Here is a 25516-nt window from a genome sequence, read left to right as displayed (position 1 = left end):
TTGCTGTTACTGTAATAGCGTATTAAAAGATTATTGTGGGTCAAGGCGCATAATGCCTTGGCCGTCCAATCCTAAGTAAATAGTGCCATCATCACTTTGTGCTAGACTGCGAATACGACCAATGCCTTCCAGTAATTTACTTTGTTTAACGACATTGCCATCTGCTATTTCAAGTACGCTAATAAACGCGTATTTCATTGAAGCGATTAAAAATTTTCCTTTAAGCTCAGGATATTTGTCACCTTTTACGAGCAGCATGTCTGAAGGAGCAATAGAGGGTGTCCATTGTAATGTGGGCGCTTGCATGCCTGATTTTTCGGTTAAATCGGTAAACGAGGTGCCACTGTAGTTAATACCATAGCTTACCACTGGCCAGCCGTAGTTAGTTTTAGGTTTAATCATATTAAGCTCATCGCCGCCACGGGGGCCGTGTTCGTGTGCCCAAAATACATTATTTTCACCATCGAACCACATGCCTTGTGGGTTACGATGCCCGTATGACCAAATCGCTGGTTTTGCGTCTTTTTGGTTTACAAATGGGTTGTCGGTTGGAATTTTACCATCGTCGTGTAAACGATAAATTTTACCGCCATCGCGGCTTAAATCTTGTGGGTTAATATCTCGTGAGCCGCGATCGCCAATCGAAAAATACACATAGTTTTGGTTATCAAACACAATACGGCTGCCGTAGTGCTGGCCTTTTTTAGAATTATGCTCGCCTTTGTATAATTGTTGTGGCTCGCGTAATTGGCTGTGATCGTTACTTAATTTTGCGCGCATAAGTGCGGTGTTACTGCCAGCACCGTCACCTTCACTGCTTGAGTAAGTGATATACAGCCATTGATTATTAGCAAAATCAGGATGAAGCTCTAAATCAAGTAGGCCGCCTTGGCCGTTGGCATCAATTTTAGGTAGCCCAGAAATTTTAGTTAAGCTGGTGGTATTTTTACGCAATAAATATAAGGTGCCACTGCGCTCGGTTATTAATAAATCACCGTTTGGTAGAGCCTCAATAGCCCAGGGAATAGAAACCCCTTGGGCAACAGTGACCGGTTTTACATTAAGCGCTAATTTATCTAGTTCTTTAAAATCAACTGCATGAGCACTAAGGCTGGTAAGCGCCGAAAATGCCAATGCACAACTGGCTGTGGCGAGTGTAGAAAATTTTTTACGCGTTGTTACTTTGTTCATAATGGCTTCCAAAATTAACTAAATTTTAACCACCTTAGCACGCTATTAATCACAGTGTTAAGTATTTGGGATGAATGAAATTGCACGCTATTTAACCGCTTTAATGTTGGTTTTTAGCTTAATGAGTTTGTTTATGTCCCTCAGGTGTTTAACTAACTTTACGGGTATAGGAATTAAAGACCGCTTTAAAAAAATTGAATAATTACTCTATTAGGGTTGAAATTTAAAAATTCGAGCGTACACTTGTGCGCTGAAAGTTTAGCTTACACGTGTAGGCTCAAATATTTAAAGCCCAGCACATGTGTTTGCGTGAATTCGCTTAACACAAAGTGATGGGTAGTCGATTTAAGTAGAGAATTAATAACCATGCTAACTTCGGTATTAGACCAATTTTCAAAATGGTTTTTACACCATCAAAGCTTTGCCGCTTACATAGAGCCTTTAATACAGGTCGTTAAACCTGCATGGCGAGCCGGCTTTTTTCGTGCGCAAATTGTTGATGTACACGCGTTGAGTGGTCAGTTTTTAAGTGTAACGCTTAAACCCAATAAACAGTGGCGCGCCCACATTGCGGGCCAGCATATTAGTTTAACGCTTGAGCTCAACGGGCGTTTGCTTACCCGTGTATTTACGATTGCTTGCAGCCCCGCGCAATACAAAGCAACCGGATTGCTGCGAGTTTTAATTAAAACCAATGAGCAAGGACGTTTTACAGCTCAGTTGCAAAGCACATTAAAGGCGCCGTCGTGGTGTAATATTTCTGCGCCAAGTGGCGACTTTGTATTTAAAAGCTGGCATAAAGCCAGCACCTTTGTTGCTGGTGGCTCGGGTATTACACCTATGCTGGCAATGCTTAGCCAGCAATTAGCAAATACTCAGCACACTATCAAATTACTGTATTTTGCAAAAGCTAATGAGCACCAATGCGTTGAAGAACTTGCCGCATTAGCAGAGCGTTATGCGCATTTTTCTTACTTGTTACTCACTCGCGATATGAGCCCGCAATTAACTACGCATATAAACATCGATGACAATCCTGATATTTACTGCTGTGGGCCAGCAGCGTTTATGCAAAAAATTGCACATTTTGCAAACCAGCATCATTTAACCTATTACCAAGAAGCCTTTGGCCTTGCATTGCCAAGCTTAAATGATGACAGTCAATTTACTGTAAAAATTAATAATGATCACCACGACGTAGCAGCGAATGAGGTGTTGTTAACTCAGTTTGAGGCAAAAAAACTACCTGTGCAGCGAGGGTGTGGGATTGGTATTTGTCATCAATGCCAGTGCATTAAAAAAACGGGCGTGGTGCGCAATTTAAAAACCGGTGAGTTATCAGATAACGGCGAGCAGTTAATTCAACTGTGTGTTAGCCAAGCGGTCAGTGATTTGGAGTTACAGCTATGACAACCATAAATTATCAACAATTAGCCGAAGATTTAGATGGCATAAAAATGTCGACGTTTGCCAAAGTAGGGCAAAAGGATGCTAATTATATACGCTCTATTGTCCGCAAGCAGCGACTGTGCGAAATAGGTGGGCGCATTTTATTAATGCTTGGTTTTGTACAGCCTTTATTGTGGGTGGCGGGTGTGTTGTTACTGGCTTTGGCTAAAATTCTCGACAACATGGAAATTGGCCACAATGTAATGCATGGTCAATACGATTGGATGAACGACAAACAGCTTAATTCAAAAACATACGAGTGGGATATAGCCTGCGACGGCCAAAGTTGGAACCGAGTACACAATTTTGAGCACCATACTTACACTAATATTATTGGCAAAGACCGCGATTTTGGTTATGGCTTATTAAGATTAAGTAATGACTTTAAATGGCGTTTAAAAAATACTTGGCAGTTTATTACCTATTTAAATTTAAGTGTGCTATTTCAGTGGGGCGTGTCGTACCATGAGCTGGCGGGTGAGCGTGTGTTTATAGGTAAAAAGAAGCCAAACCGCAAAGGGGCTGTAGCGCATAGTACGTTAAAAAAACGCTTTTTTAGTAAAGGGGCGCGCCAATTAATTAAAGACTATGTGCTGTTTCCACTTTTAGCGGGGCCTCTGTTTTTATGGGTGCTAAGCGGTAACTTATTGGCGAACCTAATTCGTAATTTATGGACATCAACCATTATTTTTTGTGGCCATTTTACCGAGCAAACGCATACCTTTTACGAGCAAGATTGTGAAAACGAAAGCCAGGGTCAGTGGTATTATCGCCAAGCGCTTGGGTCGTCAAACATTAAAGGGGCGCGTTGGTTTCATATTTTAACGGGGCATTTAAGTTTTCAAATTGAACACCACTTATTTCCTGATATGCCATCGTCACGCTACCAAGAAATAGCACCACAAGTGCAAGCTGCTTTACAAAAGCAGGGCATTGCATACAACACCGGCGGTTTTTTTCACCAATATACCTCGGTGTTAAAACGTATATTTCGTTATTCATTTAAATAGAGGTTAATAAAATAGCCGCTACTATAATGTATGCATTAAATAATCAGCTAGCCTTAAATTGTTAGCTGATTATTGCATTAAAGAGTTAGCAAGTGCTTTTTTGATTAAATAATCATCAGTACATGCAAAAAATTCGTCTAATTAATTTAAAAACAGCCTGTTTTGCTATGGTTAAATAGTAGCGGGTTGTCATACAATGGAGAAAAATAGACCACACAAGAGAGAATAAAAATGGCCGCATTTGGTACTGTGTTTATGCCGCAGATGATTCAAGCTAAGTTTTCTGACAATCAGTGGGGCGAAAGCTCAATTGTTCCTTGCGATAAGCTTGAGTTGCATGCAGGTGCACACGTTCTTCATTATTCAAGTACATGTTTTGAAGGTTTAAAAGCCTTTCGCCATGAAGATGGTTCGGTAAATATTTTTAGAATGGATGCAAATATTGCGCGTATGCAGCAAAGTTCTGAATTATTAAGTTTACCAGCGGTTGATGGCGAGATGCTAAAAACAATGATCATCGATATTGTTCGTGAATACGCCGATGAAACGCCGCTTCCTCCTGGTTCTATGTATATTCGCCCAACCCACATTGGTACTGAAGCTGCCATTGGCAAAGCGGCTGCGCCTTCAATGAGCTCATTGCTTTATACGTTATTATCGCCAGTGGGTGACTACTTTTCAGGTGGTGCTACCGCGTTACGTGTTTTATTAGAAGAAGACGGCATGCGCTGTGCCCCGCATATGGGTATGATTAAAAGCGGTGGTAACTATGCTAGCGCGCTTGGCCCAATATCAGCAGCGCGCACTAAATATAAAGCCGACCAAATTTTATTTTGCCCAGGTGGCGATGTGCAAGAAACCGGCGCGGCCAACTTCATATTAATTGATGGCAACGAAATCATTACTAAAGCACTCGACAGCACCTTTTTACATGGTGTTACTCGTAATAGTATTTTAACCATTGCGAAAGATTTAGGAATGACGGTAAGCGAGCGTAACTTTACCGTAACTGAGCTTTTAGAGCGTGCAGCAAAACCAGGCACTGAAGCAGCACTTTCAGGCACTGCAGCAGTATTAACACCAGTAGGTACGTTTATCCATAACGATAAAGAATACAAAGTGGGTAATGGTGAACCAGGACCAACAACAGCACGTTTACGCCAAGCATTGAACGATATTCAATGGGGTAAAAGTGAAGATACACACGGTTGGTTAACTAAAATCTAATCGGGTTCTAGGGTCTGTTGACCTTTGCGGATTAAAATTTGTTCAAACTAGGGGCGGTTTAATCGCGGCGCGAGGTTTGTAACCTAGTGGGCTAAGTAAAAACCGAGCAACAAAGAGTAAATCGTCCCTAGGCAGAACCCTTCGGGCAGCGCCTGTTTGGCATTGATGCTATTTATGGGGAATAACCACACCACATAGGCTCTGCCTTGCCTAAATACCAAACAGACTGCTGCAAATTTAACCTTGAAAGATCAACAGACCCTAATCTATTAAAAAGCCACACTAAATAGTGTGGCTTTTTGTTTTTAGCTGCAGCTTAAAATTTCATTTCAACTTTGCCGTAAACATAGCGGCCATTAAAACCAAATGGCGAAAAGCCCGAGTAAGAGAACAAACGAGAGAAAGTGGTTACATCGCTCACTAAATCCCGAGTTGGATCTGGGTATACATCAAACACATTATTCGCGCCTAAGCTCAGAGTAATGTTGTTATTAAGTGCATAAGCAACATCTAAGTCGGTGATCCACTTTGGCTTGAGCACTTCGTTACGCTCTGGAATTTCTGATGGGTCTTGTGTTTCACCATAGCGAGTGCTGCGAAGTGTGGTACGCCATTCGTTTAGTGTCCATGTAGCGCTTAGGTTGTATTTGTTACGCGGGGTACTTACTTCAAAACGACGCAGTTCATTACCCGAGAACAAATTATCTTGTTCAACACCTACGCTTTGTAGCTCAGCGGGTGGGGCAATAATATTAGTCACTTCGTTTTTGCCGTAGTTATAGCCTAAATTAAATGCTACATCACCGTAGTTATCGGTCATTAGGTTGTAAGAGGCAACCACATCAACGCCACGGGTTTTGCTATCAATCGCGTTTAAGAAAAACCGCCCTTGGTTAGCTCCAGTGCCCTCAAGTAAGCTTGCTACACCTGCACCCGACAGGTTATTTGATAACACAATACGGTCATCAATTAATATTTGGTAATAATCCACAGATAAGCTGAAATTAAAGTCGGTTGACCAGGTAAAACCTACCCCGTAGTTGGTGGCTTCTTCTGCATCTAAGCCCGGTGATCCCAATGCAACGGCTACATCACTACTTGGGGCAAACGTCCCTGTTTGTGTTGGAATACCATCAACAAACACGGTGGCCACTGAAGTAAAATATTGCTGTTGCAGAGAGGGCGCTCTAAAGCCGGTTGATACAGAGCCGCGTAATGCTAAATCTTCTGTTAGCGTATAACGTGTGGCAATTTTACCATTAAGCGTATCGCCAAAATCAGAGTAGTCTTCGTAACGCGCAGCGACGGCAACGTTCCAGTTATCTGTAATAAAGGCTTCTAAATCAATGTAAAGGCTAACATTATGGCGGCTGTTATCACCCGCAGACTCAGGTGTGAAACCTGGGAATACTTGCGAACCTGCAGAGCCAAATGGGCCATTAACTGGGTCGGTTACTGCGCCACCAGGGCCAAAAGTGCCTTGTGCGTATGAGGCTTCTTCGCCTGCCTGAATTTCGTAGCCTTCACGACGATACTCAGCGCCCACTGCGACGTTAATTCCGCTAGCTAAAAAGTCTGCATCAATCTCGCGGCTAAAATCAAGATTAATAGTCAGCTGATCGTAGGTAAGTGTACCGGCATCAAAACTGGTTTGACTGCTAGGTCCATATGAGGTGTTTAAGCTATCAATAACACCAAAGTTAAAGGCATCTTGGCCGTATACAGCAGAAGCGTCGTAATTCCATTCATTAGCAAAACCTTTTACGCCAAGTGCTAATGAAAAATCGTCAATATCTGAGGTGATCACCGGTAAAAAGCCATCAGGATAAATATCTGTTACGTTACGGCTGTCTTGTGCGCGACGATAAAAACCACCGCCTTCGCCTTCACGCTTGCTGTAAGAGCCAAACGAGTAAAGCTCGGCATCGTTAGTTAACTGATAACCGGCATTATAAAACAGCGCGAAGTCTTCAACGGTGCCATTACCAAAGTTATGATTGTAACGATCCCATGTGAACTCACGCGGATCAAGAGAGCCATCAGGTAGGCGGGCGTAATTTTCGCGCTGGTCATAATCAGAGCGATTCGTTGAGCTACGGTCGCGATATTCAGTAGAAATACTTAAAAAGCCGTTATCGCCCAATTCAAACCCCATATTACCTTGCAGGGTTAAGGTTTGGCCGTCGGTCAGCGAACGGTCGCTGCCTTCATTAAAGGCTAAGTTGCCATTGGCATCTTCAGAAACGGATTCTAGTTGAGGCACACCCTGCATTTCGGTGATGTTTGCTCCATATACAGCACCTAGGCTGCCGCCACTGCTATTACTTTTAAGGACAATATTAATCACACCGGCAATGGCGTCTGAGCCATATTGCGCAGCGGCACCATCGCGCAATACTTCTATTCGCTCAATGGCATTGGCTGGAATAGCGTTTAAATCAACCGATGATGACCCACGACCGGTTGAACCATTTAAATTAAGCAGTGCATTACTATGGCGACGTTTACCATTTACGAGCACTAAGGTGTGATCAGGTGCTAAGCCACGCAGTTGAGCTGGGCGCACATGGTCGCTGCCATCGGTGATTGATGGCTGAGGGAAATTAAAGCTTGGTAATAAAGTGCTCAGTAGTGCATTGGTTTCAGTTTGCCCTGAACTTTTTAGGGCATCACCGCTAATGATATCAATCGGAACTGGGCTGTCTTCAACTGTGCGGCCGAGTCGGCGAGAGCCAATTACACTAATTTGTTCAATATTTTCTTCTGCTTGTGTGTCTTGCTGTGCGGCATTTACCGACCAGGATCCAAGTAGTGCAGCGGCAACACTGAGTGTAATGGTTTTTTTTGCTGTAAATAGCTGTTTTAGTTGCATGATTAGTTTCCCTCATTCAATGCTCTACAGGTAATTCAATTATTAATGAACTAATTGAAATTTCTGTTGTCAAGGTAGACCATTTTTACAACCAAGGTCAATTGAATTACATTCAATCTACAATTTATTTACAGCGGCAGGTGGACTATTTGAGTAGCCTGTAGCGTAAGTCGCCATTTACCATTTTATTTTACCTGTGAGCATATCTTTAAACATTACCCAATCGCCCCATAAACTATATAACGGGTGCTTAAATGTAGCAGGGCGGTTTTTTTCAAAAAAGAAATGCCCAACCCACGCAAAGCCATAACCAATCACTGGTAATAACCATAACAACATAAGTTGTGAGCTAAAAAACGCATAGCCTGCCAGTAACAGTACTAAACTACTGCCTATAAAATGCAATCTACGGCAGGTTTGATTACGATGCTCTTTTAAGTAATAAGGGTAAAAGCGTTTAAAGCTTTTAAAGGATTGGGTTTCTGTCATTACTTAGCCTATTGGTGTTTAAACGTTGTTCATTAATGTATTTAAGCGTAACTAAGCGCAGGTTAACAGCGATAAATGACGTTTACCGCATCTTAATAGACAAAAGCAGGAAAAGTTAATAACTTAGAGTGATTATCAACAAGGAACTAAAATAACAATGCTAAAAAAAACACTGACCTGTGCGGTTGTAATCGCACTTGCGGGTTGTTCACAACCTGCAGAAAACACCACTCAAAATGAAGTAAAAACAGCAATGAAAGCAGTTAACTCTCTAGATTACCCTGAAACTAAAAAAGGCACAGTGGTTGATAGCTACTTTGGTGAAACTGTGGCTGATCCGTATCGTTGGTTAGAAGATGATATGAGTGATGAAACGGCTCAATGGGTTAAAACACAAAATAACCTAACCTTTTCATATTTAGAGCAAATACCGTACAGAGATACGTTAAAGCAGCGCCTTGAAAAGTTAATGAACTACGAAAAAATCAGCGCGCCGTTCACCGAAGGTGATTACACCTATTTTTACAAAAATGATGGCCTGCAAAATCAGTACGTTTTATACCGCAGTAAAGACGGGGGCGAGGCTGAGATTTTCTTAGATCCTAATACGTTTAGTGAAGATGGTACCACTTCAATGTCGGGCTTATCATTTTCAGAAGATGGCTCATTGTTAGCATACCAAATATCGGAAGGTGGCAGTGATTGGCGTAAAATCATTGTTATAGACACCGAAACCAAAGAGCAAGTAGAGCAAGCACTGGTTGATGTTAAATTTAGTGGCGTGAGTTGGTTGGCAAATGATGGTTTTTATTATTCAAGCTACGACAAACCAGAAGGCAGTGAGCTTTCTGCAAAAACTGATCAACATAAAGTGTACTACCATAAATTAGGCCAAGCCCAAAGCGAGGATACGCTAGTATTTGGCGATACCGCTGAGCAAAAACACCGTTATGTAGGCGCTAAAGCGACCAAAGATGGCCGTTATTTGTTTATTAGTGCTAGCGTATCGACCTCAGGCAATAAGTTATTTATTAAAGATTTAACTAAGCCAGATAGCGAGTTTGTTACCGTAGTGGGTAATACCGACTCTGATACCAGTGTGATTGATAACGAAGGTAGCAAGCTATTTTTGGTTACTAACTTAAATGCTCCAAATAAAAAAGTAGTGACGGTTGATGCAAGCAACCCGCAACCTGAAAACTGGCAAGACTTTATTCCAGAAACTGAAAACGTACTCAATGTAACGCTTGGCGGTAACACATTCTTTGCCAACTACATGGTTGATGCTATTTCTAAAGTGAAGCAGTATAACAAGCAGGGCGAATTGATCCGTGATATAAGTTTACCAGGGGTTGGTACGGCGGGTGGTTTTGGCGGTAAAAAAAAGCAAACTACGCTTTATTACTCATTTACTAATTACAAAACCCCTGGCACGACTTACAGTTTTGACGTACAAAGTGGTGAGTCTAAAGTATATCGTAAGTCAGGGATTGATTTTAATAGCGACAACTACACCTCTGAGCAAGTATTTTATACCTCTAAAGATGGCACTAAAGTACCGATGATTATTACTTACAAAAGTGATATTAAATTAGACGGTAGCAACCCAACTATTTTATATGGCTATGGTGGCTTTAATATAAGCTTAACACCTCGCTTTAGTTCAACAACAGCGGCTTGGCTTGAGCAAGGCGGCGTATACGCAGTGGCTAACATTCGTGGTGGCGGTGAGTATGGTAAAGAGTGGCATAAAGCAGGTACGCAATTGCAAAAGCAAAACGTATTTGACGACTTTATTGCTGCTGCACAATACTTACAAGATAAAAAATACACCTCTAAAAAGCGCCTAGCACTGCGAGGTGGTTCAAACGGCGGGTTATTAGTCGGTGCCGTAATGACCCAGCGACCTGACTTATTTCAAGTGGCGCTACCTGCGGTAGGTGTACTCGATATGCTGCGTTATCATACTTTTACAGCGGGTGCTGGCTGGGCATACGATTACGGTACTAGCGACCAAAGTAAAGAAATGTTTGATTACTTAAAAGGCTACTCGCCAATTCATAATGTAAAAGCAGGGGTTGAATATCCGGCGACGATGATCACTACAGGCGATCATGATGACCGCGTTGTACCGTCGCATTCATTTAAATTTGCAGCAGAGCTTCAAGCGAACCAAGCGGGCACTAATCCAACGCTTATTCGTATTGAAACCAATGCAGGCCATGGTGCGGGTACGCCAACAAGTAAAATTATTGACCTTTATGCCGACATGTACGGTTTTACGCTTTACAACATGGGCATTAAATCACTTTAATGTGACTTTATAAGCTAACGAAAAGCCGAGTTACTTAAATGACTCGGCTTTTTTTTAGGCTCACTACTTTATTGTATGGGAGAGAACAACCGTTGATAAGTTTTATAAGCGTATTCGTCGCTCATACCGCTTAAGTAGTCACAAATAATTCGCATGCCTTGATGGTGCTTTTCGGCTTCTAGGTAAAGTGCTTGCGTGGTTTCGGGTAATAACCGCATTGGATCGCTGGCAAATGCGGTAAACAGTTCAATAAGCAGATTTTGCCCTTTAAATTCTATTTGTTGCATTTGTGGGTCGCGTATCAAGCGTTGAAACACAAAATGCTTAAGTATTTGTAATACGCTTTCGTATTGCTGATCTAATTTAGCGGTGTGCTTTAAAATAGGGCATTCAAAGGCATCGTTTTGTATGTCTAAATGAATATGAATAATAAAGGTATTTACTAATTCACCAATGGCATCTTTACGCTCATGTTCGTGTTTTGAAAATAATCGCTCTGTAAGTGATTTAAGTAGCGTATTTAACCAATCATAGTTGAGTGCTTGTAAGTGCGGCAATGCATGGGTTAACCAATCGTCTAGGCTTAACACATCGGTGGCTATGGCATCTTCAAGATCGTGAACGGCATAGGCAATGTCATCAGCCAGTTCCATAATGGCACTATCGAGAGATTTATAGCGTGTTTTAGCTCGGTATGAATCTACAATATTTTGGCTGGTTAATAATGCTTTATCATTTTGACTCAGTGGTTCAATGATCCAATTAAATATAGGTGCATCGTCATTGTAAATACCTTTAGCAGGTCGCCAGTCGTCGGCTTTTATAAACGCGCGTTGTTTATCTACTTTGGGAATGTTATACCACAGCTGGTCGATAAAACCAGGGTACTTTATAAACCCTAATAATGTGCGCCTTGTTAAGTTCATGCCATAGCCATTACTGTAAGGCTCTAGTTTGGCTACTATTCGTAGTGTTTGTGCGTTACCTTCAAACCCGCCATGATCACGCATCATGTAGTTAAGCGCAATTTCTCCGCCGTGCCCAAAGGGCGGATGGCCGATGTCGTGCGCTAAACATAAGGTTTCGAGTAATCCGGTTGATGGAAAATGTTCAAAACGAGGGTGCTGGGCTTTTAAGTGACGTAATATGCCCGTGCCTATTTGCGATACTTCTAAAGAATGGGTGAGACGTGTGCGATAAAAGTCATTTAAACCAATACCCATTATTTGAGTTTTGGCTTGAAGGCGTCTAAATGCTGCAGCATGAATAATTCGAGAGCGGTCTATTTGCCAAGGAGAGCGGTTATCGTTTGGGCGGTGCTTATATTGTTCAATTATTCTATTTTGCCACTGTTTATCCATGTCACAACCTATCTCTATATCTACGACTTTAACGCTTAGTATATTATAAATAACTCACAATAGGCGTATGAATTTTATTCAGTTGTTCGGTATTCGCGTTTATAAAGTGGCTTAGGTATAATGAGTGCTCGTATGTATGTGACTACACCATACATAACTTAGAGTTTAATTGAGATAATACATGTTAAAAACTATTTTTCAGTTGTTGTTAGCCGCCCTTGTTATTTGGGCACTTACTCATCCATTTATACAAACTGATGAGTTTGTTTCAGATGAACAAACACGTGCTGACGACATTAAAAAAGAAAAGAAGAAAGAAAAACCATTGCACAATGTTAAGTTGCCAAAATTCTCAGAATACACCGATGTAAAAGAGAAAAAGCATGCGTTTTTTAACTTCATTAAGCCCCATGTAGAAGCCGAAAACAAAAAGATTTTACAGCAACGTGCAAACATTGAAATTGCGCGCATGATGCTAGAACACGACGAGCCGTTAAGTAAAAAACAAGCGAGCGATATTAAAAAAATACTTAAATTATACCGCTTACCTGAAACCTTAGACACGCTTACACTAACTCAAGCGCTGCGCCGTGTAGATATTATTCCTAAAGAACTTGCCCTAATGCAAGCTGCTAATGAGTCGGCATGGGGTACCTCACGCTTTGCCCGAATAGGCTTAAACTTTTTTGGCCAATGGTGCTACAAAAAAGGCTGTGGCATGGTGCCAAGAAGACGTAATAATGAAGCCGAGCATGAAGTGGCTGCATTTAAATCGGTTCGCGCTGCTGTAACGTCATATTTTAGAAATATTAATACGCATAATGCCTATAAACAATTACGCAGTATACGTGAAGATTTACGCGCACAGCAAAAGCCAATTAAGGCGACTAAGCTAACCCTTGGGCTGATGTCCTACTCAGAGCGTGGTGAAGCGTATATTGAAGAGCTAAATACGATGATCAATCAAAACCGAGCGTACTTTGATGAATAAACCAGTATTAAAATTAGTTACGACTATAGCGACCTGCTTTTTAGCAATAGCGGCAAATAACACCTATGCTAAAGAGTTTGTTATGTCGTATGACGGTTTTTACGACCGTTTAAAAGTAGTAAACAAAGGCGATTTTCAGTACGCCCGCGTAAACTTTTATATTAGCGATATTGGTACTAACGAAGTATGTAGTATCAAAAGCGGGACTATTTTAACTGAAAAAAATGAGTACCCGCTTAATTACACTGACAAAGCGCAACTGTTATTACCGTATGATAAGCAGCTCGATACTGACAAAGCGGTGATTGTGGTTCAGCCTAAAAATCCGATTCATGATTGTCAGTTAAAGCTCCAAATAGAGGCCAACGAGCTAGAAGGGCTAACCTTTTCAAAGCAATCATTATTAACCATTAATAATGAGCTTGAAGCGCTTTTAACAGACTTGTCGGGCTTTTTTGTTAGCAAACTAATGTGGTTTTTACTGCCTGAGCAAAAAGGGGTGGTTGTTACTTTTAATGCGCCTAAACAATTTGATGATGAGCGCATAACATGCGAAGAATCAGTATGTTATTTTGAAGTAACAGACAGCTGGCAAAACGACACCAAAGTATTGGCTGATATAAACGAGGTAGTTAAAGTAACGCCTTGGATCAGTAAGTAATAAAATTAATTGGTTTGATTATAAAGCGGGGTCAGGTTTGACCCCGCTTTTTTTATTGCTAAATTAAATAATGGCAGAGTGGCTATTCATGAGTGCGCTTTTTTCATCATGAGTAACAACTTTATTTCGGCCCGTTTCTTTAGCAAGGTAAAGGCGTTTATCAGCTTGCAATAGCAGCTCTTGCATATTTAAATCGCGAATAAGTGCGCTACTTACTCCAGCACTAACAGACAATGCAATACTATTACCGTTAAAATAAAAGGGATATTGATCAATACTTCTGCATAGCTTTTGGGCTAACTGCCTTGCTTGAGTAAGATTTTTTTGGTTAAGGAAAATAGCAAACTCTTCTCCGCCAATTCGAGCGGTAATGCCTGCTTCAAAAAACAATTCGTTAATATGTTGTGCAATCCATTTTATTGCTTCGTCGCCAGTTTCATGACCATATTGGTCGTTCACTTGTTTAAAAAGATCGATATCGAGCATAATTAACGACACTCTGCTGTTAAGTGGTGCAGTGTGGGTTATTTTTTTACACAGGCGGAAAAAGCCTCGCCTGTTTAATAATTGTGTAAGCGGATCGTGATTCGCTAAGTTTATTAGTTTTGATTCTTCATTGGCAAAAGCAATAAACGGCAGAATTAATGCACTGGCTGTGGTTAAAAATAAATGCGAGACCAATAATAGTTGTAATCCCGCGGCTAAGTTCGCCTGACTAATTTGGCTAAAGTAGGGTAAAACAAGGAGTACAACTTGCAACAGCATTACTACACTGTGTAGTGAAAAGCAGGCAATTAGTAGTCGTTGCTGTACTTTAGCAACACTGGGGGTTTTAATCATTAAATAGGCCGCGTAGCTAAATAGTACGGCAGTAATAATACTGGTAATAATTTGCCCCGCATCAATGAGATACACAGCAAGTAGCAATGTGCAACATATAGCACAGGCATAATATAAAGGCGTTAGCTTTACTGCAAGCACCGTACTTTGTGGTATTAACCCTAAAATAAGCAGGAGTGGGGTTAAAATAATAAATAGGTAAGCAAAAAAGTAAGTTAAAAGTGGATAGTCAATCACTCCTCTCAAACCAATTAGGGCAATAGCGGTTATAAACGAGCAGCAGGCAGTAGCAAAAAATAAAAAGCTAGGTTGTTTTTTATATGAATACACTGAAAAAAAGAACACTGCAATAAACAAGTTAAGAATAAAACAGAGGCTAATTAATGTGGGTAAATGAAGCATGTTTTAGTTGCTCTTTTAGCTGAATAAGAAATAACGCTTAACTCATTATTAGGTAGTAACACTAAAATAGCAAGGGAGTAAAAAGTATTAACTTTATACTCCCTTGCTACAAACTTAACCCTTTAAGGTCAGTCGTTAAACTAAACTTTTTAATGCGGCATCGATTTCAGAAAAGTGAAAACGGTAATTATTTTCTAATGCTTTTTTAGGCACCACAAATTGGCCGGTTGTGAGTAGATCTGACATTTCTCCCATTAAAACATTGAGCACAGCTGCAGGCATGGGCATAAAGGCAGGGCGTGACAATGCTTTGCCCAATGATTGGCTAAATTGTTTATTGCTCACCGGATGCGGGGCAGTGGCATTTACAGCACCAGAGATATCTTGATTACGAATCAAAAATAAAATGAGCTGCACCATGTCATCAATGTGGATCCACGACATACCTTGCTCGCCATTGCCAATTGGCCCGCCTAAACAAAACTTAAATGCAGGCAACATTTTTCCAAGTGCGCCGCCTTTTTTAGCCAGTACAATACCTGTGCGAAGTAAGCAAACACGGGTATCGTCAGACTCAGCTTTTAATGCAGCGAGTTCCCAATCCTTACAAAGTTGGTGACTAAATTCATCGTGCGGTTCTGTGTTGTTTTCATCAACTTGGGTTTTACCTTGGCGACCATAATAGCCTATTGCACTGCCTGAAATAAACGTATGTGGTGGTGTATGACACTGATTAATTGCATCACTTATGGCTTGGGTAGTAATAATTCGGCTATCACGTATTTTTGCTTTTTGTTTATCACTCCAGCGTTTATTAACGATAGGTTCGCCGGCTAAATTAATGACAATATCGACCGTATTTAAATCGACATCGTCTAAGCTGCTAACAGCATTTACTCTGTGGCCTAACAACACTTTAGCTTTGGTTGGATTTCTACTTAGTACCGTAATGTCGTGGTGGTGCAACAAGAAAGGGCAAAGGTGCCTACCAATTAAGCCCGTGGCGCCTGTAAAAAATATATGCATTGCAACTCCAAAATTATAAATAAAGCGGGATGTTTAAAATTTATACTCCCCAGCTCAACGATTTGCAAATTTATACGTACTAATCATTATTATGATCACCCATAAATATTTCATTCTATTGGGTTTTGCCTTACACTGAAGCCAAATAACAGCAATAGGATAAGAGTATTGGCAAGTTTAACTGGGGTAAATAAAAGCTTAATTATTTTTGCAGCGTTGGTCATTGTATTAGCGGGCATTAAAGCCGCAAGTGCTATTGTTATTCCGTTTATTTTGGCAGCATTCATCGCCATTATTTGTAGCCCACTCATTAATTTTTTTGCTCGCTACCGTATTCCAAAAGGCATAGCGGTGGTGCTTGTAGTGCTTATTATTATGGGCTTAGGTGTTAGCTTAGGCGGTTTAGTGGGGCAGTCGGTTAACGATTTTTCAAAGCAGTTACCAGAATACAAAGCACAGTTAAAAGAAGAATTTGTATGGCTGGTTGATATGGCTTCGCAATACAATATTTTAATTAATAAAGAACAAATTTTGTCTATGTTCGACCCCGGTAAAATGGTTGATGTTGCCACCAATATGTTAACCGGCTTAGGTAGCGTAATGGCCAATATGTTTTTAATTATTTTAACGGTTGTTTTTATGCTGTTTGAAGGGCCCATACTTGGCAAAAAAATTCATTTAGCACTAGACGACCCCGACAGCAAAATTAAGCAAATTGACCGCTTTTTAGACTCTATTAACTCTTATTTGGCCATTAAAACCCTAGTAAGTTTAGCCACCGGTGTAATTGCTGGTTTTTACTTGTGGATACTCGATGTTGATTACTTTGTACTTTGGGGCGTATTGGCATTTATGCTTAATTACATTCCTAACATTGGTTCAATCATAGCGGCTGTTCCAGCACTGTTACTGGCGCTTATTACTCAAGGCCCCTTAGTGGCAGGGCTTGTTGGCGCGGGTTATTTAACTATAAACACCGTAATGGGTAATATTGTTGAGCCTAAATACATGGGTAAAGGTTTAGGGCTTTCTACGTTAGTGGTGTTTTTATCGTTAATATTTTGGGGCTGGCTATTAGGCTCTGTGGGTATGTTGTTATCGGTGCCGTTAACCATGATTGTAAAAATAGCGCTAGAAGCCAGTGACGAAGGGCGTTGGTTAGCAACCATGCTTGGCACAGGTGAAGAAACCGTCATTAAATCAGAAGACTAATATCTTACAAAGGCGTGGCTAAGCACGCCTTTAACATTATTAAGTATTTATTAAATTAGCTAAGGCGCTATCTACGGCGTTTATAGCCCCCTCTAAATAGCCAGCCTCCTGCTTTGCAAACTCACTGCCCACAAAATGCACTTTTAACTGTTTAAGCTGCTCGCCAAGCCCTGAAAAATTAAATTCAGGATGCTGCGATACACCTAGTTGGTCATCCTTGTTGGCCACAAATTCATCCTCAGCCCAATCTTTTAATGTGCAATGAGTGGCAGTATAAGCCTGCTCACCATAAAAATAACCAAGCTGATCAAGGCAAGCTTGGGTTAATTGCTCGCGAGTTACTTGACTTCGCTGCAAGTAAGGCACACCAATAAAGCCAAATAGAGCAGGGTGAGCATGATCACTTGCTGAGGCATCATGAATTTCTACTAACGGGCCAACACGACTAAAACATTGCCCCGATAAGTTTTTATCTCGCCAAAAAGCGTGCTCAAAAGTGGCAACAAATTTTGCTTGGCCAGCCATCCACGTCGGCACCGACGTTAAACGCTGAGTTAAAACATTATCAGCCCATAAATGCGGGGTTAAATGCTGGCCGATCATTCTAGGGGGTAACGCAAACAGTAACTGATCGCAAGTAAAGTGCTGCGTACTCCCTTGGTAATTAGCGCTTATATGCCAGCCATCGGAGAGCTTTTTTACTTCGCTAACAGCGTGCTCTAATTTAACGGTGTTTGGGTCAAGCTGCTGATAAAGCGCATTAATAAGCTCGTTCATACCGTTTTGAATTCTAAATAGCTGCATTTCACCCGCCCCTGCAATTTGCTGAGCAGGGGCAGTATGCGATGCTTGATACAACACATCACCTTGGGTGTATTGCTCAAACACAGGGATGTTTAAAGCAGCAACTAACTGTTGAATATTAGGCTGGTGCGGAAATATCCAGGTAGGGCCCAAATCGTGGCCAATGCTGTTGTTAGTCGCTAAAAAGTGAGAGGCAATCCTGCCACCCAAATTGGCTTTGGCCTCTAATAATAAAAACGGAATATTTCGTTTTTTTAGGCTGTAAGCGGCATATAAGCCCGCTAAGCCACCACCAATAATAACCACAGGTTTATGCATTTTAAAATCACTTTAGCTAAGTCAATCTACTAGTAGGTAGTTTGTGGTTTTTATGCAGATTTGTCAAAACGTTTTATGGGCTAAGTGAGTAAGCTTTAGTGTGCACTCATACTCAGGAAAATGAGCGACGCGCGTATAGTATGCTAATTAGCACTGCTTAAAAGAATAAAACTTAATGATAGCAATGTGTTAGCTAATTTGTTAAAACTATATGTAGTAGAAAAAATAAGCGCAGCGCTGGTAGAGATATACGCGAGTCGCGCAATATAAAATTGTTAGCTGCTTTTGGAAAGAATCATGGATGTAATAGATATAAAAACATTTATCCCAAGTAAGGACTTCGAAATTTCAAAGTCTTTCTACTTGGAAATTGGATTTAAATCAGAGTACGTAACCGACGATCTCACACTTTTTGAAAACGGTGATTGTCTTTTCTTTTTGCAGCGCTTTTACAATGAAGATTTTGCCAAAAATTTTATGTTGCAAATCTGCGTTTCAGACATCTACGAAGCATATGAGTTATGCTCTAAATCCGAACACAAAACAAAGATTACCCCAATCCAACAAGAAGCTTGGGGTAAGATCTTTTATTTATGGGGGCCAGTGGGTGAACTGTTGCATATCACGCAGCTGAGCAGCTAACAAAACGCTGTTGTGGCTCCATTTGGTCGCTGGGACGCTAACACGTGGGTTGACTCGCTTCGCTCGGATTTTAGCCCATGAGCTTATTATTCAATAAAAATAATGTAGACACCCAATTTAAAACAAAAAATAGAAAACACCCATTAAAAGTGTTGATATTTTATAGACTTAAACAATCTTTGTTAATCTTTCTATGCAGTGCGGCAAGACATTACAAACAGCAACCGTCCCCATGATCGTTTATGATGCAAATCAAATTTAAGTACAAGTAGTTCTGTTTCAATGGAGATGAAGAGTGATATTAGTTTTGTTTTTTATGTTTATATCTTTTTTTAGATGTTGTTATCTTTACTTCATCTTAGTTAAGTTAAAAAGAAATAGAGCAACGGCTATCAGGATCGATATTGTAATATTATTGGTGCAAGTATACGTGGCAGTCTGTATTGAAAACTCGACTTATTTTTTATCGGATTCTGGGTTTGTTTTTGTTCTCATCGCAATGGTTGAAAGTATGGTGCTCAGGAAGAAATCATTAGATTAGTAGCAAGATCGTTCCTAATTTTTCAGAAGCTGAAGTAATTTCACTTAAGTCTCAGACGACTAAGGCAATATTTAAACATAGTGTGGTTGGCAGTAATTAAATTTCCGCACTTGTTCTGTTAACTTAAAACGACATTGATGCCACTAAAGTTAACCAAGAAAATTAAACTATAAAACTTTTTAAAAGATAAAAATGACAGGACTAATTTATCAGTGAGAATGATTGATAGAGTTTATGTCTGAAAATAATCCTTTTATGAAGAACAATTAACAACAGAGTAAAGTTGATGCATGTTTCGCTAAAGCCAGTATTCGTTAATAGGATAAGATGAGTGAGGGAATATACATTCAGTTAGTTGCTATTCTGGCAGCTTTAGGCTGGACCTTTTTACAGGTTTGTTGCCTGTTTATCGCTACACAATGTGTTTTTGGAATTGTGAATTTGGGATCTAATAGCTCAAGTATTCGTGAGAAAATATTACTGCATGCTGTTACGGGAGCTTTTTACTCTTTGTTTATTCTGCCATTTATTTCGTTAGGGATGTTTTACTTTGCCACGATTAATATTCAAGGCTGGTATGAGCTCAAACCGTCAATTTGGGTTTTTGTAACTTGGTGCGTCGGGTTGTTTATGTTCTTTTTTTTCATATCCTTAACGGAATGGTTGTGCGATCTAGTGAAAATAAACAAAAGAAACGTATGAATAACGATAATTAATATTAAATCAGCCCTTAATTTTGTACTTTCAAATGCTTTCTAAGTGGGTTTTATTCAGTATAAATTATAAATAGTGTCTAAGCGCATTCTTATTAAACTTTATCAGCTGTTTATGCTTTTGCTGCTATCTTTATTTATTACTAGTTCAAGTCGCAAATAATACAAACTAGAATAAGGGTAAAAAACTAAAATGACTCAAAATAATAAAATTAACTATATTGAAATTCCTGCACAAAATATTGCAGCTACAAAGGCTTTCTTCAGTACGGTGTTTGGCTGGTCATTTGTAGATTATGGCCCAGAATATTGTAGTTTTACCGCGCAAGGGGTTGATGGTGGTTTCTTTAAATCTGATTTAGTTGTTTCTACTAAAAACGGAAGCCCGTTAATTGTGTTATACAGTAATGACCTTGAAGCGACTCAAAATAAAATTGAAAAAGCTGGAGGCAAAATAATTAAGCCTACATTTTCATTTCCCGGTGGTAGACGATTTCACTTTAGCGACCCTAATGGAAATGAATTTGCGGTATGGTCAGAGTAATCACATAACAAAGTATAAAAACTAACAAAAATGCAGCCTTTGAGGCTGCACTTTTTAAAACACTAATAAACTGAACTCTAAATTACCAAGCCACAGCACACATCGCTTACCTATGAGCTAATTAAAGAGCCGTTTTAAGCTGCTGAATAAATTGCTCGGTCATGGCTATTTCACATTCTTTGTAGGTAACAACGGCTTGTTGTGCATTAGGTTGTTTTAGCATGTAGCGCCATTGGCAACTTCTTTGAATGTAATTGTCTTTAGCGTTAATACTTAGTTTAAATAATGACAAAATTTGGGTGTTGCCGGTTTCGCTTTCTAATGCAGATAGTTCAAAGGTACGCTTTTGGATCCAGCTATCTTGTTCTTGCTGTACTCTATTTAATTTGGCATCTAAACATTGTGTATATGCTTTGATTTGTTCGGGTAGGGCGTTTTTTTCAAGTGTGCATTCAAGCGGCGCTGCAACGCTTGGAACAGCCCAAGAAAATAACAGAGCTAGAGTAAAACAAAGAATATAGTTATTTTTTTTCATGGTAATTAAACTCGAGAATAAATTTTGCGCCGCCCAAACTTTGCGACTGAGAAATAGTTAACAACCCGTGATACGACTTCACCAAGTCAGATACAATCGCCATGCCAACACCATGGCCACTCTCGTAAGTATCAAGGCGCGTACCGCGTTGAAGCAATGACTCGCGTTTATCTGGTTGAATACCCGGGCCGTCATCACAAATACTAATGCTGAGCGTTTTAGCTTGTGAAACGTCAATACTGACTTGGGAGCGACAGGCTTTGCAGGCATTATCTATTAAGTTACCTAATAACTCCATTAAATCGGTTTTATCGCCTAAAAAGTAATCTTTATCACTCACTTTGCAATTAAATATGATGTCTTTATCGCGATAAACCTTACCCATTGCACTTAAGATAGAGTCGATAACCGGTTTGATGGGGGTTTGCTTTTTCCATGTATCGGAAGCCCCAGTAGCAGCACGTTTTAATTGGTGCTCGATCATCACATTAATTCGGTCGAGTTGTTCTTGTGCGTCGGCATCGTTGGCCAGTGGGCTTGATTTTAATACAGCTAGGGGCGTTTTAAGTGCATGTGCTAAATCGCTGAGTGAGGCGCGGTAGCGCTCTTTTTGGCGCTGCTGCGACTCTAACAATAGGTTGAGGTCGGCTTTTATTGTTTGTAGTTCAACGGGGTATAAGCCTTTAATTTCTTGAATATCGCCTGATTCAATAGCTTTTATTTCTTTATCTAGGCGCTGCAGCGGCCTTGCACTCCAAATAAAACCAATAGCCATTAACCCTGCTATAGCAATCCCCATTATAAACATCCAATCGACTAAGGTTTGTTTAAACCCGTCCATTAAACGCAGTAGGGCATCGTTGCGTTTTAATAAAATAAATCGTGCTTGCTCTGATTGGTCAATATTATTAAGAATGACCGTTAAGCTTAACTGCCAATAGGCGGTGTTGTTATAAACCACGCGTCTAAAGTCTGCAGCACCGGCTTTGGGCTCTATATATTGGGGAACAAAGTTAACGTTAACCGCCGACTCAGAATGCCAAATAGGCACATCGTCACGGTAAATCATGGCGTAGGTGTCTGAGTTTAGGTTATTGAGTTCGGGCGTTAAGATAGAGCTGGGCATGATAATACCGCGCTCGGTAAAATCAACCTCGGAGATGAGTGAATACAGGTGCGCTTCGAGGTTTTTTTCGGTGGCATCAACAAGTGACGCGTAATACGCCTTACCTATGGAGTAAAACAAAATAGGTAAGGCAACTAATAAAACAAAGACAAGGATAAATCCTTGCCTTATTTTTAACGAAATTTGCGGTGCTACCACTGGCTTTTAAGCCTGTAACCACGCCCACGTAGTGTTTCGACTGGGTTAAGCACACCGTCAGGGTCGAGCTTTTTACGTAAACGCAATACAAACACTTCAATGACGTTTGAATCAAGATCGAAATCTTGGTCATAAATATGTTCTGTTAACTCAGACTTTGAAATTACTTTTTGCGGGTTAACCATTAAGTATTCAAGTACTTTATATTCGTATGCGGTTAAGCTTAGCTCTTTGTCGTTTACCCACACTTGTTGTGAACGCGTATGAATTTTGATAGGGCCGGCTGTCATTTCTGGGTTTGCTTTACCTGCACTTCGACGAATAAGCGCATTACAGCGAGCAATGAGTTCTTCAACATGAAATGGCTTAGTTAGGTAGTCGTCAGCGCCCGCATCGAGGCCTTCAACTTTGTCTTGCCAGCGATCGCGCGCCGTTAAAATTAAAATAGGGATAGTGATCCCTTGGGCGCGGGCTTTGTTTATAAGCTCTATGCCATCTATTTTAGGCAGGCCTAAATCAACCACTGCCATGTCTAAAGGGTATTCTGTTATATGAAAAAGGCCCGCTTCGCCATCGTGACATAAATCAACACTGTAACGCTCTTTTTCTAATGCATTGCGCAGATTATCTGCCAAATGTAAATCATCTTCTATTACTAAAATTCGCATTGGTTAATCCTTTTTCACTTCGCCAGTTTTTTTGTTTATCTTCAAATCGACGACGTGGCCGTCAGCTTTTAAAATTCGTACTGTATAAAATTGTGTTTCTTCTGAAATTTTTAATGTTGTACCGTCTGTAGTTTGTTTTGCAAGTATTACTGCTTTCTTTTTGCTTATCTCAACTTTATCGGGTGTGCTGTTAGTATTATTTGCATGGGCAACATTAGCCAAACAAAAAACAGCAATTAAATTGAGTGTTAATAATACACGCATTACGAAACTCCTAGAACATACCTGCTTAGCCTAAAAAACTAAGCCACTAAAATTTAAGTACTCTATTGGGTATTTAAATTTTTATAAGACAAAGTCTAATTAAAAATGAGTGAACAAACCCTGAATTACTGGTTGCAGTTAAACAGGGGAACTCACGTTAATGTTAAGCAGGGAACACTTTTTTGAATGGTTTAACGATTGAGTTTTCATATACGCCACCCGCAACATAAGGATCATCTGCGGCCCATTCTCTGGCATCTTCTAAAGAGTTAAATTCAGCAATTACTAAAGAGCCAGTAAAGCCAGCATCTTGAGAGTCTTCACTATCAACCGCTGGAAGGGGGCCGGCTGTTAATAGTCGACCTTCGTTTTCTAGCGTTTGTAAACGTGCTAAATGAGCAGGGCGAGCGGCTTTTCTGTGCTCTAAGCTGTTCTGGACGTCCGTTGAATAAATCATATACAACATAAAAATACTCTCAAAACTTGTTAAATTTAATTAACTGCATACTAGCATAGCGTTGATAAATGGTGAATTAAAAGTGTTTATGGCGATGTTTACAGCAAGAATGTTTTTTTACGCGGTAATTGCTTGAAAAGCGCTGCGTAACACTGGTAGAGTCCCTTGGATAAGATAAATAATAACAAGGTTATTACATGAGTGAAAATAGAGAGCACTTTAGCTCCCGCTTAGGATTTATATTAGCAGCGGCAGGTTCTGCTGTGGGCATTGGTAACTTAGTAGGCTTTCCCGTTTCTGCGACTAAGAATGGCGGTGGTGCATTTTTGCTCGTCTATGCTTTGTTCGTCGCATTCATTTGTTTACCCGTCATGATGGCCGAAATGGCTATGGGTCGCCACGCACAGAAAGATCCTCTTGGTGCATACAAGGCGTTAGCCAATAACGACAAAAAATGGAAGTTTGCTGGCTTTTTAGCCGTGTTAACGCCATTTATGATTGCCGTTTTTTACATGGTGATCACGGTGTGGATTTTTGGTTACTTAAGCCAAACCGCATTTGGTAATTTGGATAAGTTGGCAAACCCTGGGCACTTTGATGAGTTTATTAATAGCTACACGGTGTTTGGCTATATGGCACTGGTTGTGGTGATTGTTAACTTAATATTGGTCGGTGGCGTAAAAGATGGCATAGAAAAAGCGGCTAAATTTTTGATGCCGGCGTTATTTGTCATGCTTATTATATTAGTGGGTTACGTACTCACCCTTGATAACGCAATGGCGGGTGTGAAGTACTATATTATTCCTGATTTTAGTAAAATGAATGCCAGTGTTCTTAATGGCGCATTGAGCCAAGCGTTTTTCTCATTGTCGTTAGGTATGGGTATTTTAATTACGTATGCCTCTTACATTTCTAAAAAAGATGACATTGTGGGCAGTTCGAAAATGGTTGCCATTACCGACTCATTAGTTGCCTTTGTTGCAGGCTTAATGGTATTACCGGCTATTTTTAGCTTTGACCCAAATACCGATCCAACAAAGTTATCTGACTCGTCAGTTTCAATGATTTTTGTGTACTTACCAAAAATCTTATTAGCGTTACAACACGATATTGGTTACTTTGGCGCATCAGCCGTGGCATTTATTTTCTTCTTATTGGTATTTTTTGCTGCGATCACATCATTGGTATCTATTGTTGAAGTTCCAACTGCCACACTCAGCGACCGTAAAGGCATTAGCCGTAAAAAAGCGCTAGGCATACTTACCTTATCAACCGGTGTGTTAACCATTATGTGTATTATGTCGTTTGGTATGATTGACAGCCTAACTACCTTTACTAGCTACGGCAGTGGTAACAAGAGCTTTTTTGATATTGTATATGACGTGTTCTACGACACTATTTTACCACTCAATGGTTTAATGGTGTGTTTGTTTGTAATGTATAAATGGAAGAAGGTTCGTTTAAGTGAAGAGCTAAGACAAGGTTCGCCTAATTATGCGAATAGCTTTATGGAAAAGTACGTTAACTTTTCACTACAAACATTTATCCCAGCGATTTTACTGCTTATTTTTGTAAATACCGTTGCGACCAAGTTTTTTAATATCAGTATTTTTGGTTTTTAATTAAAAACTAATTTAATAAAGCCGCGCTTGTCGCGGCTT

Annotated in this window: 22 protein-coding genes; 10 read left to right on the top strand and 12 right to left on the bottom strand. The window is 40.2% G+C overall.

The window, feature by feature from the left end; translation table 11 throughout:
* Nucleotides 1-30 precede the first annotated feature (30 nt).
* Nucleotides 31-1191 (bottom strand): PQQ-dependent sugar dehydrogenase, encoded by a 1161-nt coding sequence (locus tag KK487_RS08785; protein WP_036954482.1) that lies wholly within the window; start codon nt 1189-1191, stop codon nt 31-33.
* Between the two features lie 366 nt (nt 1192-1557).
* Here KK487_RS08785 and KK487_RS08780 point away from each other — a divergent pair, with 366 nt between their 5' ends.
* From KK487_RS08780 to KK487_RS08770, 3 genes are all read left to right on the top strand, one after another.
* Nucleotides 1558-2601, top strand: a complete 1044-nt coding sequence (locus KK487_RS08780) for a flavin reductase family protein (protein WP_036954485.1) — start codon at nt 1558-1560, stop codon at nt 2599-2601.
* Nucleotides 2598-3650 (top strand): fatty acid desaturase family protein, encoded by a 1053-nt coding sequence (locus KK487_RS08775; protein ID WP_036954487.1) that lies wholly within the window; start codon nt 2598-2600, stop codon nt 3648-3650. Before KK487_RS08780 ends, KK487_RS08775 begins: the two co-directional genes overlap by 4 nt.
* 231 nt (nt 3651-3881) lie before the next feature.
* The gene (locus KK487_RS08770; protein WP_024603113.1) at nt 3882-4877 is read left to right on the top strand and encodes a branched-chain amino acid aminotransferase; all 996 of its coding nucleotides are present in this window, start codon (nt 3882-3884) and stop codon (nt 4875-4877) included.
* A gap of 316 nt (nt 4878-5193) precedes the next feature.
* Here KK487_RS08770 and KK487_RS08765 read toward each other — a convergent pair whose 3' ends face one another.
* Nucleotides 5194-7749: a TonB-dependent receptor plug domain-containing protein gene (locus KK487_RS08765; protein WP_215521713.1), complete on the bottom strand. Its 2556-nt coding sequence runs from the start codon at nt 7747-7749 to the stop codon at nt 5194-5196.
* Between the two features lie 177 nt (nt 7750-7926).
* Nucleotides 7927-8238 (bottom strand): Mpo1-like protein, encoded by a 312-nt coding sequence (locus KK487_RS08760; protein WP_013465102.1) that lies wholly within the window; start codon nt 8236-8238, stop codon nt 7927-7929.
* 157 nt (nt 8239-8395) lie between these two features.
* Here KK487_RS08760 and KK487_RS08755 point away from each other — a divergent pair, with 157 nt between their 5' ends.
* On the top strand, nt 8396-10552 hold the full coding sequence (locus tag KK487_RS08755; RefSeq protein WP_013465101.1) for a prolyl oligopeptidase family serine peptidase: 2157 nt from the start codon (nt 8396-8398) through the stop codon (nt 10550-10552).
* A gap of 68 nt (nt 10553-10620) precedes the next feature.
* On the opposite strand, the gene KK487_RS08750 is transcribed toward KK487_RS08755, so the two are convergent.
* On the bottom strand, nt 10621-11913 hold the full coding sequence (locus KK487_RS08750; protein ID WP_013465100.1) for an anti-phage deoxyguanosine triphosphatase: 1293 nt from the start codon (nt 11911-11913) through the stop codon (nt 10621-10623).
* Between the two features lie 181 nt (nt 11914-12094).
* Here KK487_RS08750 and KK487_RS08745 point away from each other — a divergent pair, with 181 nt between their 5' ends.
* Nucleotides 12095-12904 carry a glucosaminidase domain-containing protein gene (locus KK487_RS08745; RefSeq protein WP_013465099.1) on the top strand — a complete coding sequence of 270 codons (810 nt, stop codon included), beginning with the start codon at nt 12095-12097 and terminating at the stop codon, nt 12902-12904.
* On the top strand, nt 12897-13565 hold the full coding sequence (locus KK487_RS08740) for a DUF2987 domain-containing protein (protein WP_016900395.1): 669 nt from the start codon (nt 12897-12899) through the stop codon (nt 13563-13565). The genes KK487_RS08745 and KK487_RS08740 overlap by 8 nt, the downstream gene beginning before the upstream one ends.
* Before the next feature lie 63 nt (nt 13566-13628).
* Here KK487_RS08740 and KK487_RS08735 read toward each other — a convergent pair whose 3' ends face one another.
* Entirely contained in the window at nt 13629-14807 is a 1179-nt protein-coding gene (locus KK487_RS08735) for a GGDEF domain-containing protein (protein WP_013465097.1), read from the bottom strand.
* Between the two features lie 135 nt (nt 14808-14942).
* A complete protein-coding gene (locus KK487_RS08730) occupies nt 14943-15833 on the bottom strand; it encodes a TIGR01777 family oxidoreductase (protein WP_013465096.1) in 891 nt (296 codons plus the stop codon).
* 168 nt (nt 15834-16001) lie between these two features.
* Here KK487_RS08730 and KK487_RS08725 point away from each other — a divergent pair, with 168 nt between their 5' ends.
* Nucleotides 16002-17045 carry an AI-2E family transporter gene (locus KK487_RS08725; protein WP_013465095.1) on the top strand — a complete coding sequence of 348 codons (1044 nt, stop codon included), beginning with the start codon at nt 16002-16004 and terminating at the stop codon, nt 17043-17045.
* A gap of 39 nt (nt 17046-17084) precedes the next feature.
* Here KK487_RS08725 and KK487_RS08720 read toward each other — a convergent pair whose 3' ends face one another.
* Complete coding sequence (locus KK487_RS08720) at nt 17085-18167, bottom strand: flavin monoamine oxidase family protein (RefSeq protein WP_215521712.1); 1083 nt, start codon at nt 18165-18167, stop codon at nt 17085-17087.
* Nucleotides 18168-18464: 297 nt separating this feature from the next.
* On the opposite strand from KK487_RS08720, the gene KK487_RS08715 reads away from it, so the two are divergent.
* Complete coding sequence (locus KK487_RS08715) at nt 18465-18809, top strand: VOC family protein (RefSeq protein WP_036954510.1); 345 nt, start codon at nt 18465-18467, stop codon at nt 18807-18809.
* A 1447-nt stretch (nt 18810-20256) separates the two neighbouring features.
* Nucleotides 20257-20607: a VOC family protein gene (locus tag KK487_RS08710; protein WP_013465093.1), complete on the top strand. Its 351-nt coding sequence runs from the start codon at nt 20257-20259 to the stop codon at nt 20605-20607.
* A 121-nt stretch (nt 20608-20728) separates the two neighbouring features.
* On the opposite strand, the gene KK487_RS08705 is transcribed toward KK487_RS08710, so the two are convergent.
* The 5 genes from KK487_RS08705 to KK487_RS08685 all read right to left on the bottom strand — a co-directional run bounded on the left by KK487_RS08705 (nt 20729) and on the right by KK487_RS08685 (nt 23864).
* The gene (locus KK487_RS08705) at nt 20729-21142 is read right to left on the bottom strand and encodes a hypothetical protein (protein ID WP_036954515.1); all 414 of its coding nucleotides are present in this window, start codon (nt 21140-21142) and stop codon (nt 20729-20731) included.
* Nucleotides 21129-22466 (bottom strand): ATP-binding protein, encoded by a 1338-nt coding sequence (locus KK487_RS08700; RefSeq protein ID WP_036954518.1) that lies wholly within the window; start codon nt 22464-22466, stop codon nt 21129-21131. The genes KK487_RS08705 and KK487_RS08700 overlap by 14 nt, the downstream gene beginning before the upstream one ends.
* The gene (locus tag KK487_RS08695; protein ID WP_008109187.1) at nt 22460-23134 is read right to left on the bottom strand and encodes a response regulator transcription factor; all 675 of its coding nucleotides are present in this window, start codon (nt 23132-23134) and stop codon (nt 22460-22462) included. Before KK487_RS08695 ends, KK487_RS08700 begins: the two co-directional genes overlap by 7 nt.
* 3 nt (nt 23135-23137) lie before the next feature.
* Complete coding sequence (locus KK487_RS08690; RefSeq protein WP_013465090.1) at nt 23138-23398, bottom strand: PepSY domain-containing protein; 261 nt, start codon at nt 23396-23398, stop codon at nt 23138-23140.
* A 163-nt stretch (nt 23399-23561) separates the two neighbouring features.
* On the bottom strand, nt 23562-23864 hold the full coding sequence (locus tag KK487_RS08685) for a YciI family protein (RefSeq protein ID WP_036954522.1): 303 nt from the start codon (nt 23862-23864) through the stop codon (nt 23562-23564).
* A 188-nt stretch (nt 23865-24052) separates the two neighbouring features.
* Here KK487_RS08685 and KK487_RS08680 point away from each other — a divergent pair, with 188 nt between their 5' ends.
* Nucleotides 24053-25477, top strand: coding sequence for a sodium-dependent transporter (locus tag KK487_RS08680; RefSeq protein WP_036954525.1), 1425 nt, complete (start codon nt 24053-24055; stop codon nt 25475-25477).
* Nucleotides 25478-25516 lie beyond the last annotated feature (39 nt).

The sequence above is a fragment of the Pseudoalteromonas sp. SiA1 genome, assembly GCF_018732205.1.
Lineage (GTDB): Bacteria > Pseudomonadota > Gammaproteobacteria > Enterobacterales > Alteromonadaceae > Pseudoalteromonas > Pseudoalteromonas tetraodonis.
Note: the sequence above shows the minus strand (reverse complement) of the source record. Positions and strands in the feature narration are given on the sequence as shown.

Excerpts from the sequence above, each read along its gene's own strand:
- KK487_RS08785 (WP_036954482.1), bottom strand. The coding sequence starts at position 1,191 with ATGAACAAAGTAACAACGCGTAAAAAATTTTCTACACTCGCCACAGCC.
- KK487_RS08780 (WP_036954485.1), top strand. The coding sequence starts at position 1,558 with ATGCTAACTTCGGTATTAGACCAATTTTCAAAATGGTTTTTACACCAT.
- KK487_RS08775 (WP_036954487.1), top strand. The coding sequence starts at position 2,598 with ATGACAACCATAAATTATCAACAATTAGCCGAAGATTTAGATGGCATA.
- KK487_RS08770 (WP_024603113.1), top strand. The coding sequence starts at position 3,882 with ATGGCCGCATTTGGTACTGTGTTTATGCCGCAGATGATTCAAGCTAAG.
- KK487_RS08765 (WP_215521713.1), bottom strand. The coding sequence starts at position 7,749 with ATGCAACTAAAACAGCTATTTACAGCAAAAAAAACCATTACACTCAGT.
- KK487_RS08760 (WP_013465102.1), bottom strand. The coding sequence starts at position 8,238 with ATGACAGAAACCCAATCCTTTAAAAGCTTTAAACGCTTTTACCCTTAT.
- KK487_RS08755 (WP_013465101.1), top strand. The coding sequence starts at position 8,396 with ATGCTAAAAAAAACACTGACCTGTGCGGTTGTAATCGCACTTGCGGGT.
- KK487_RS08750 (WP_013465100.1), bottom strand. The coding sequence starts at position 11,913 with ATGGATAAACAGTGGCAAAATAGAATAATTGAACAATATAAGCACCGC.
- KK487_RS08745 (WP_013465099.1), top strand. The coding sequence starts at position 12,095 with ATGTTAAAAACTATTTTTCAGTTGTTGTTAGCCGCCCTTGTTATTTGG.
- KK487_RS08740 (WP_016900395.1), top strand. The coding sequence starts at position 12,897 with ATGAATAAACCAGTATTAAAATTAGTTACGACTATAGCGACCTGCTTT.
- KK487_RS08735 (WP_013465097.1), bottom strand. The coding sequence starts at position 14,807 with ATGCTTCATTTACCCACATTAATTAGCCTCTGTTTTATTCTTAACTTG.
- KK487_RS08730 (WP_013465096.1), bottom strand. The coding sequence starts at position 15,833 with ATGCATATATTTTTTACAGGCGCCACGGGCTTAATTGGTAGGCACCTT.
- KK487_RS08720 (WP_215521712.1), bottom strand. The coding sequence starts at position 18,167 with ATGCATAAACCTGTGGTTATTATTGGTGGTGGCTTAGCGGGCTTATAT.
- KK487_RS08715 (WP_036954510.1), top strand. The coding sequence starts at position 18,465 with ATGGATGTAATAGATATAAAAACATTTATCCCAAGTAAGGACTTCGAA.
- KK487_RS08710 (WP_013465093.1), top strand. The coding sequence starts at position 20,257 with ATGACTCAAAATAATAAAATTAACTATATTGAAATTCCTGCACAAAAT.
- KK487_RS08705 (WP_036954515.1), bottom strand. The coding sequence starts at position 21,142 with ATGAAAAAAAATAACTATATTCTTTGTTTTACTCTAGCTCTGTTATTT.
- KK487_RS08695 (WP_008109187.1), bottom strand. The coding sequence starts at position 23,134 with ATGCGAATTTTAGTAATAGAAGATGATTTACATTTGGCAGATAATCTG.
- KK487_RS08690 (WP_013465090.1), bottom strand. The coding sequence starts at position 23,398 with ATGCGTGTATTATTAACACTCAATTTAATTGCTGTTTTTTGTTTGGCT.
- KK487_RS08685 (WP_036954522.1), bottom strand. The coding sequence starts at position 23,864 with ATGTTGTATATGATTTATTCAACGGACGTCCAGAACAGCTTAGAGCAC.
- KK487_RS08680 (WP_036954525.1), top strand. The coding sequence starts at position 24,053 with ATGAGTGAAAATAGAGAGCACTTTAGCTCCCGCTTAGGATTTATATTA.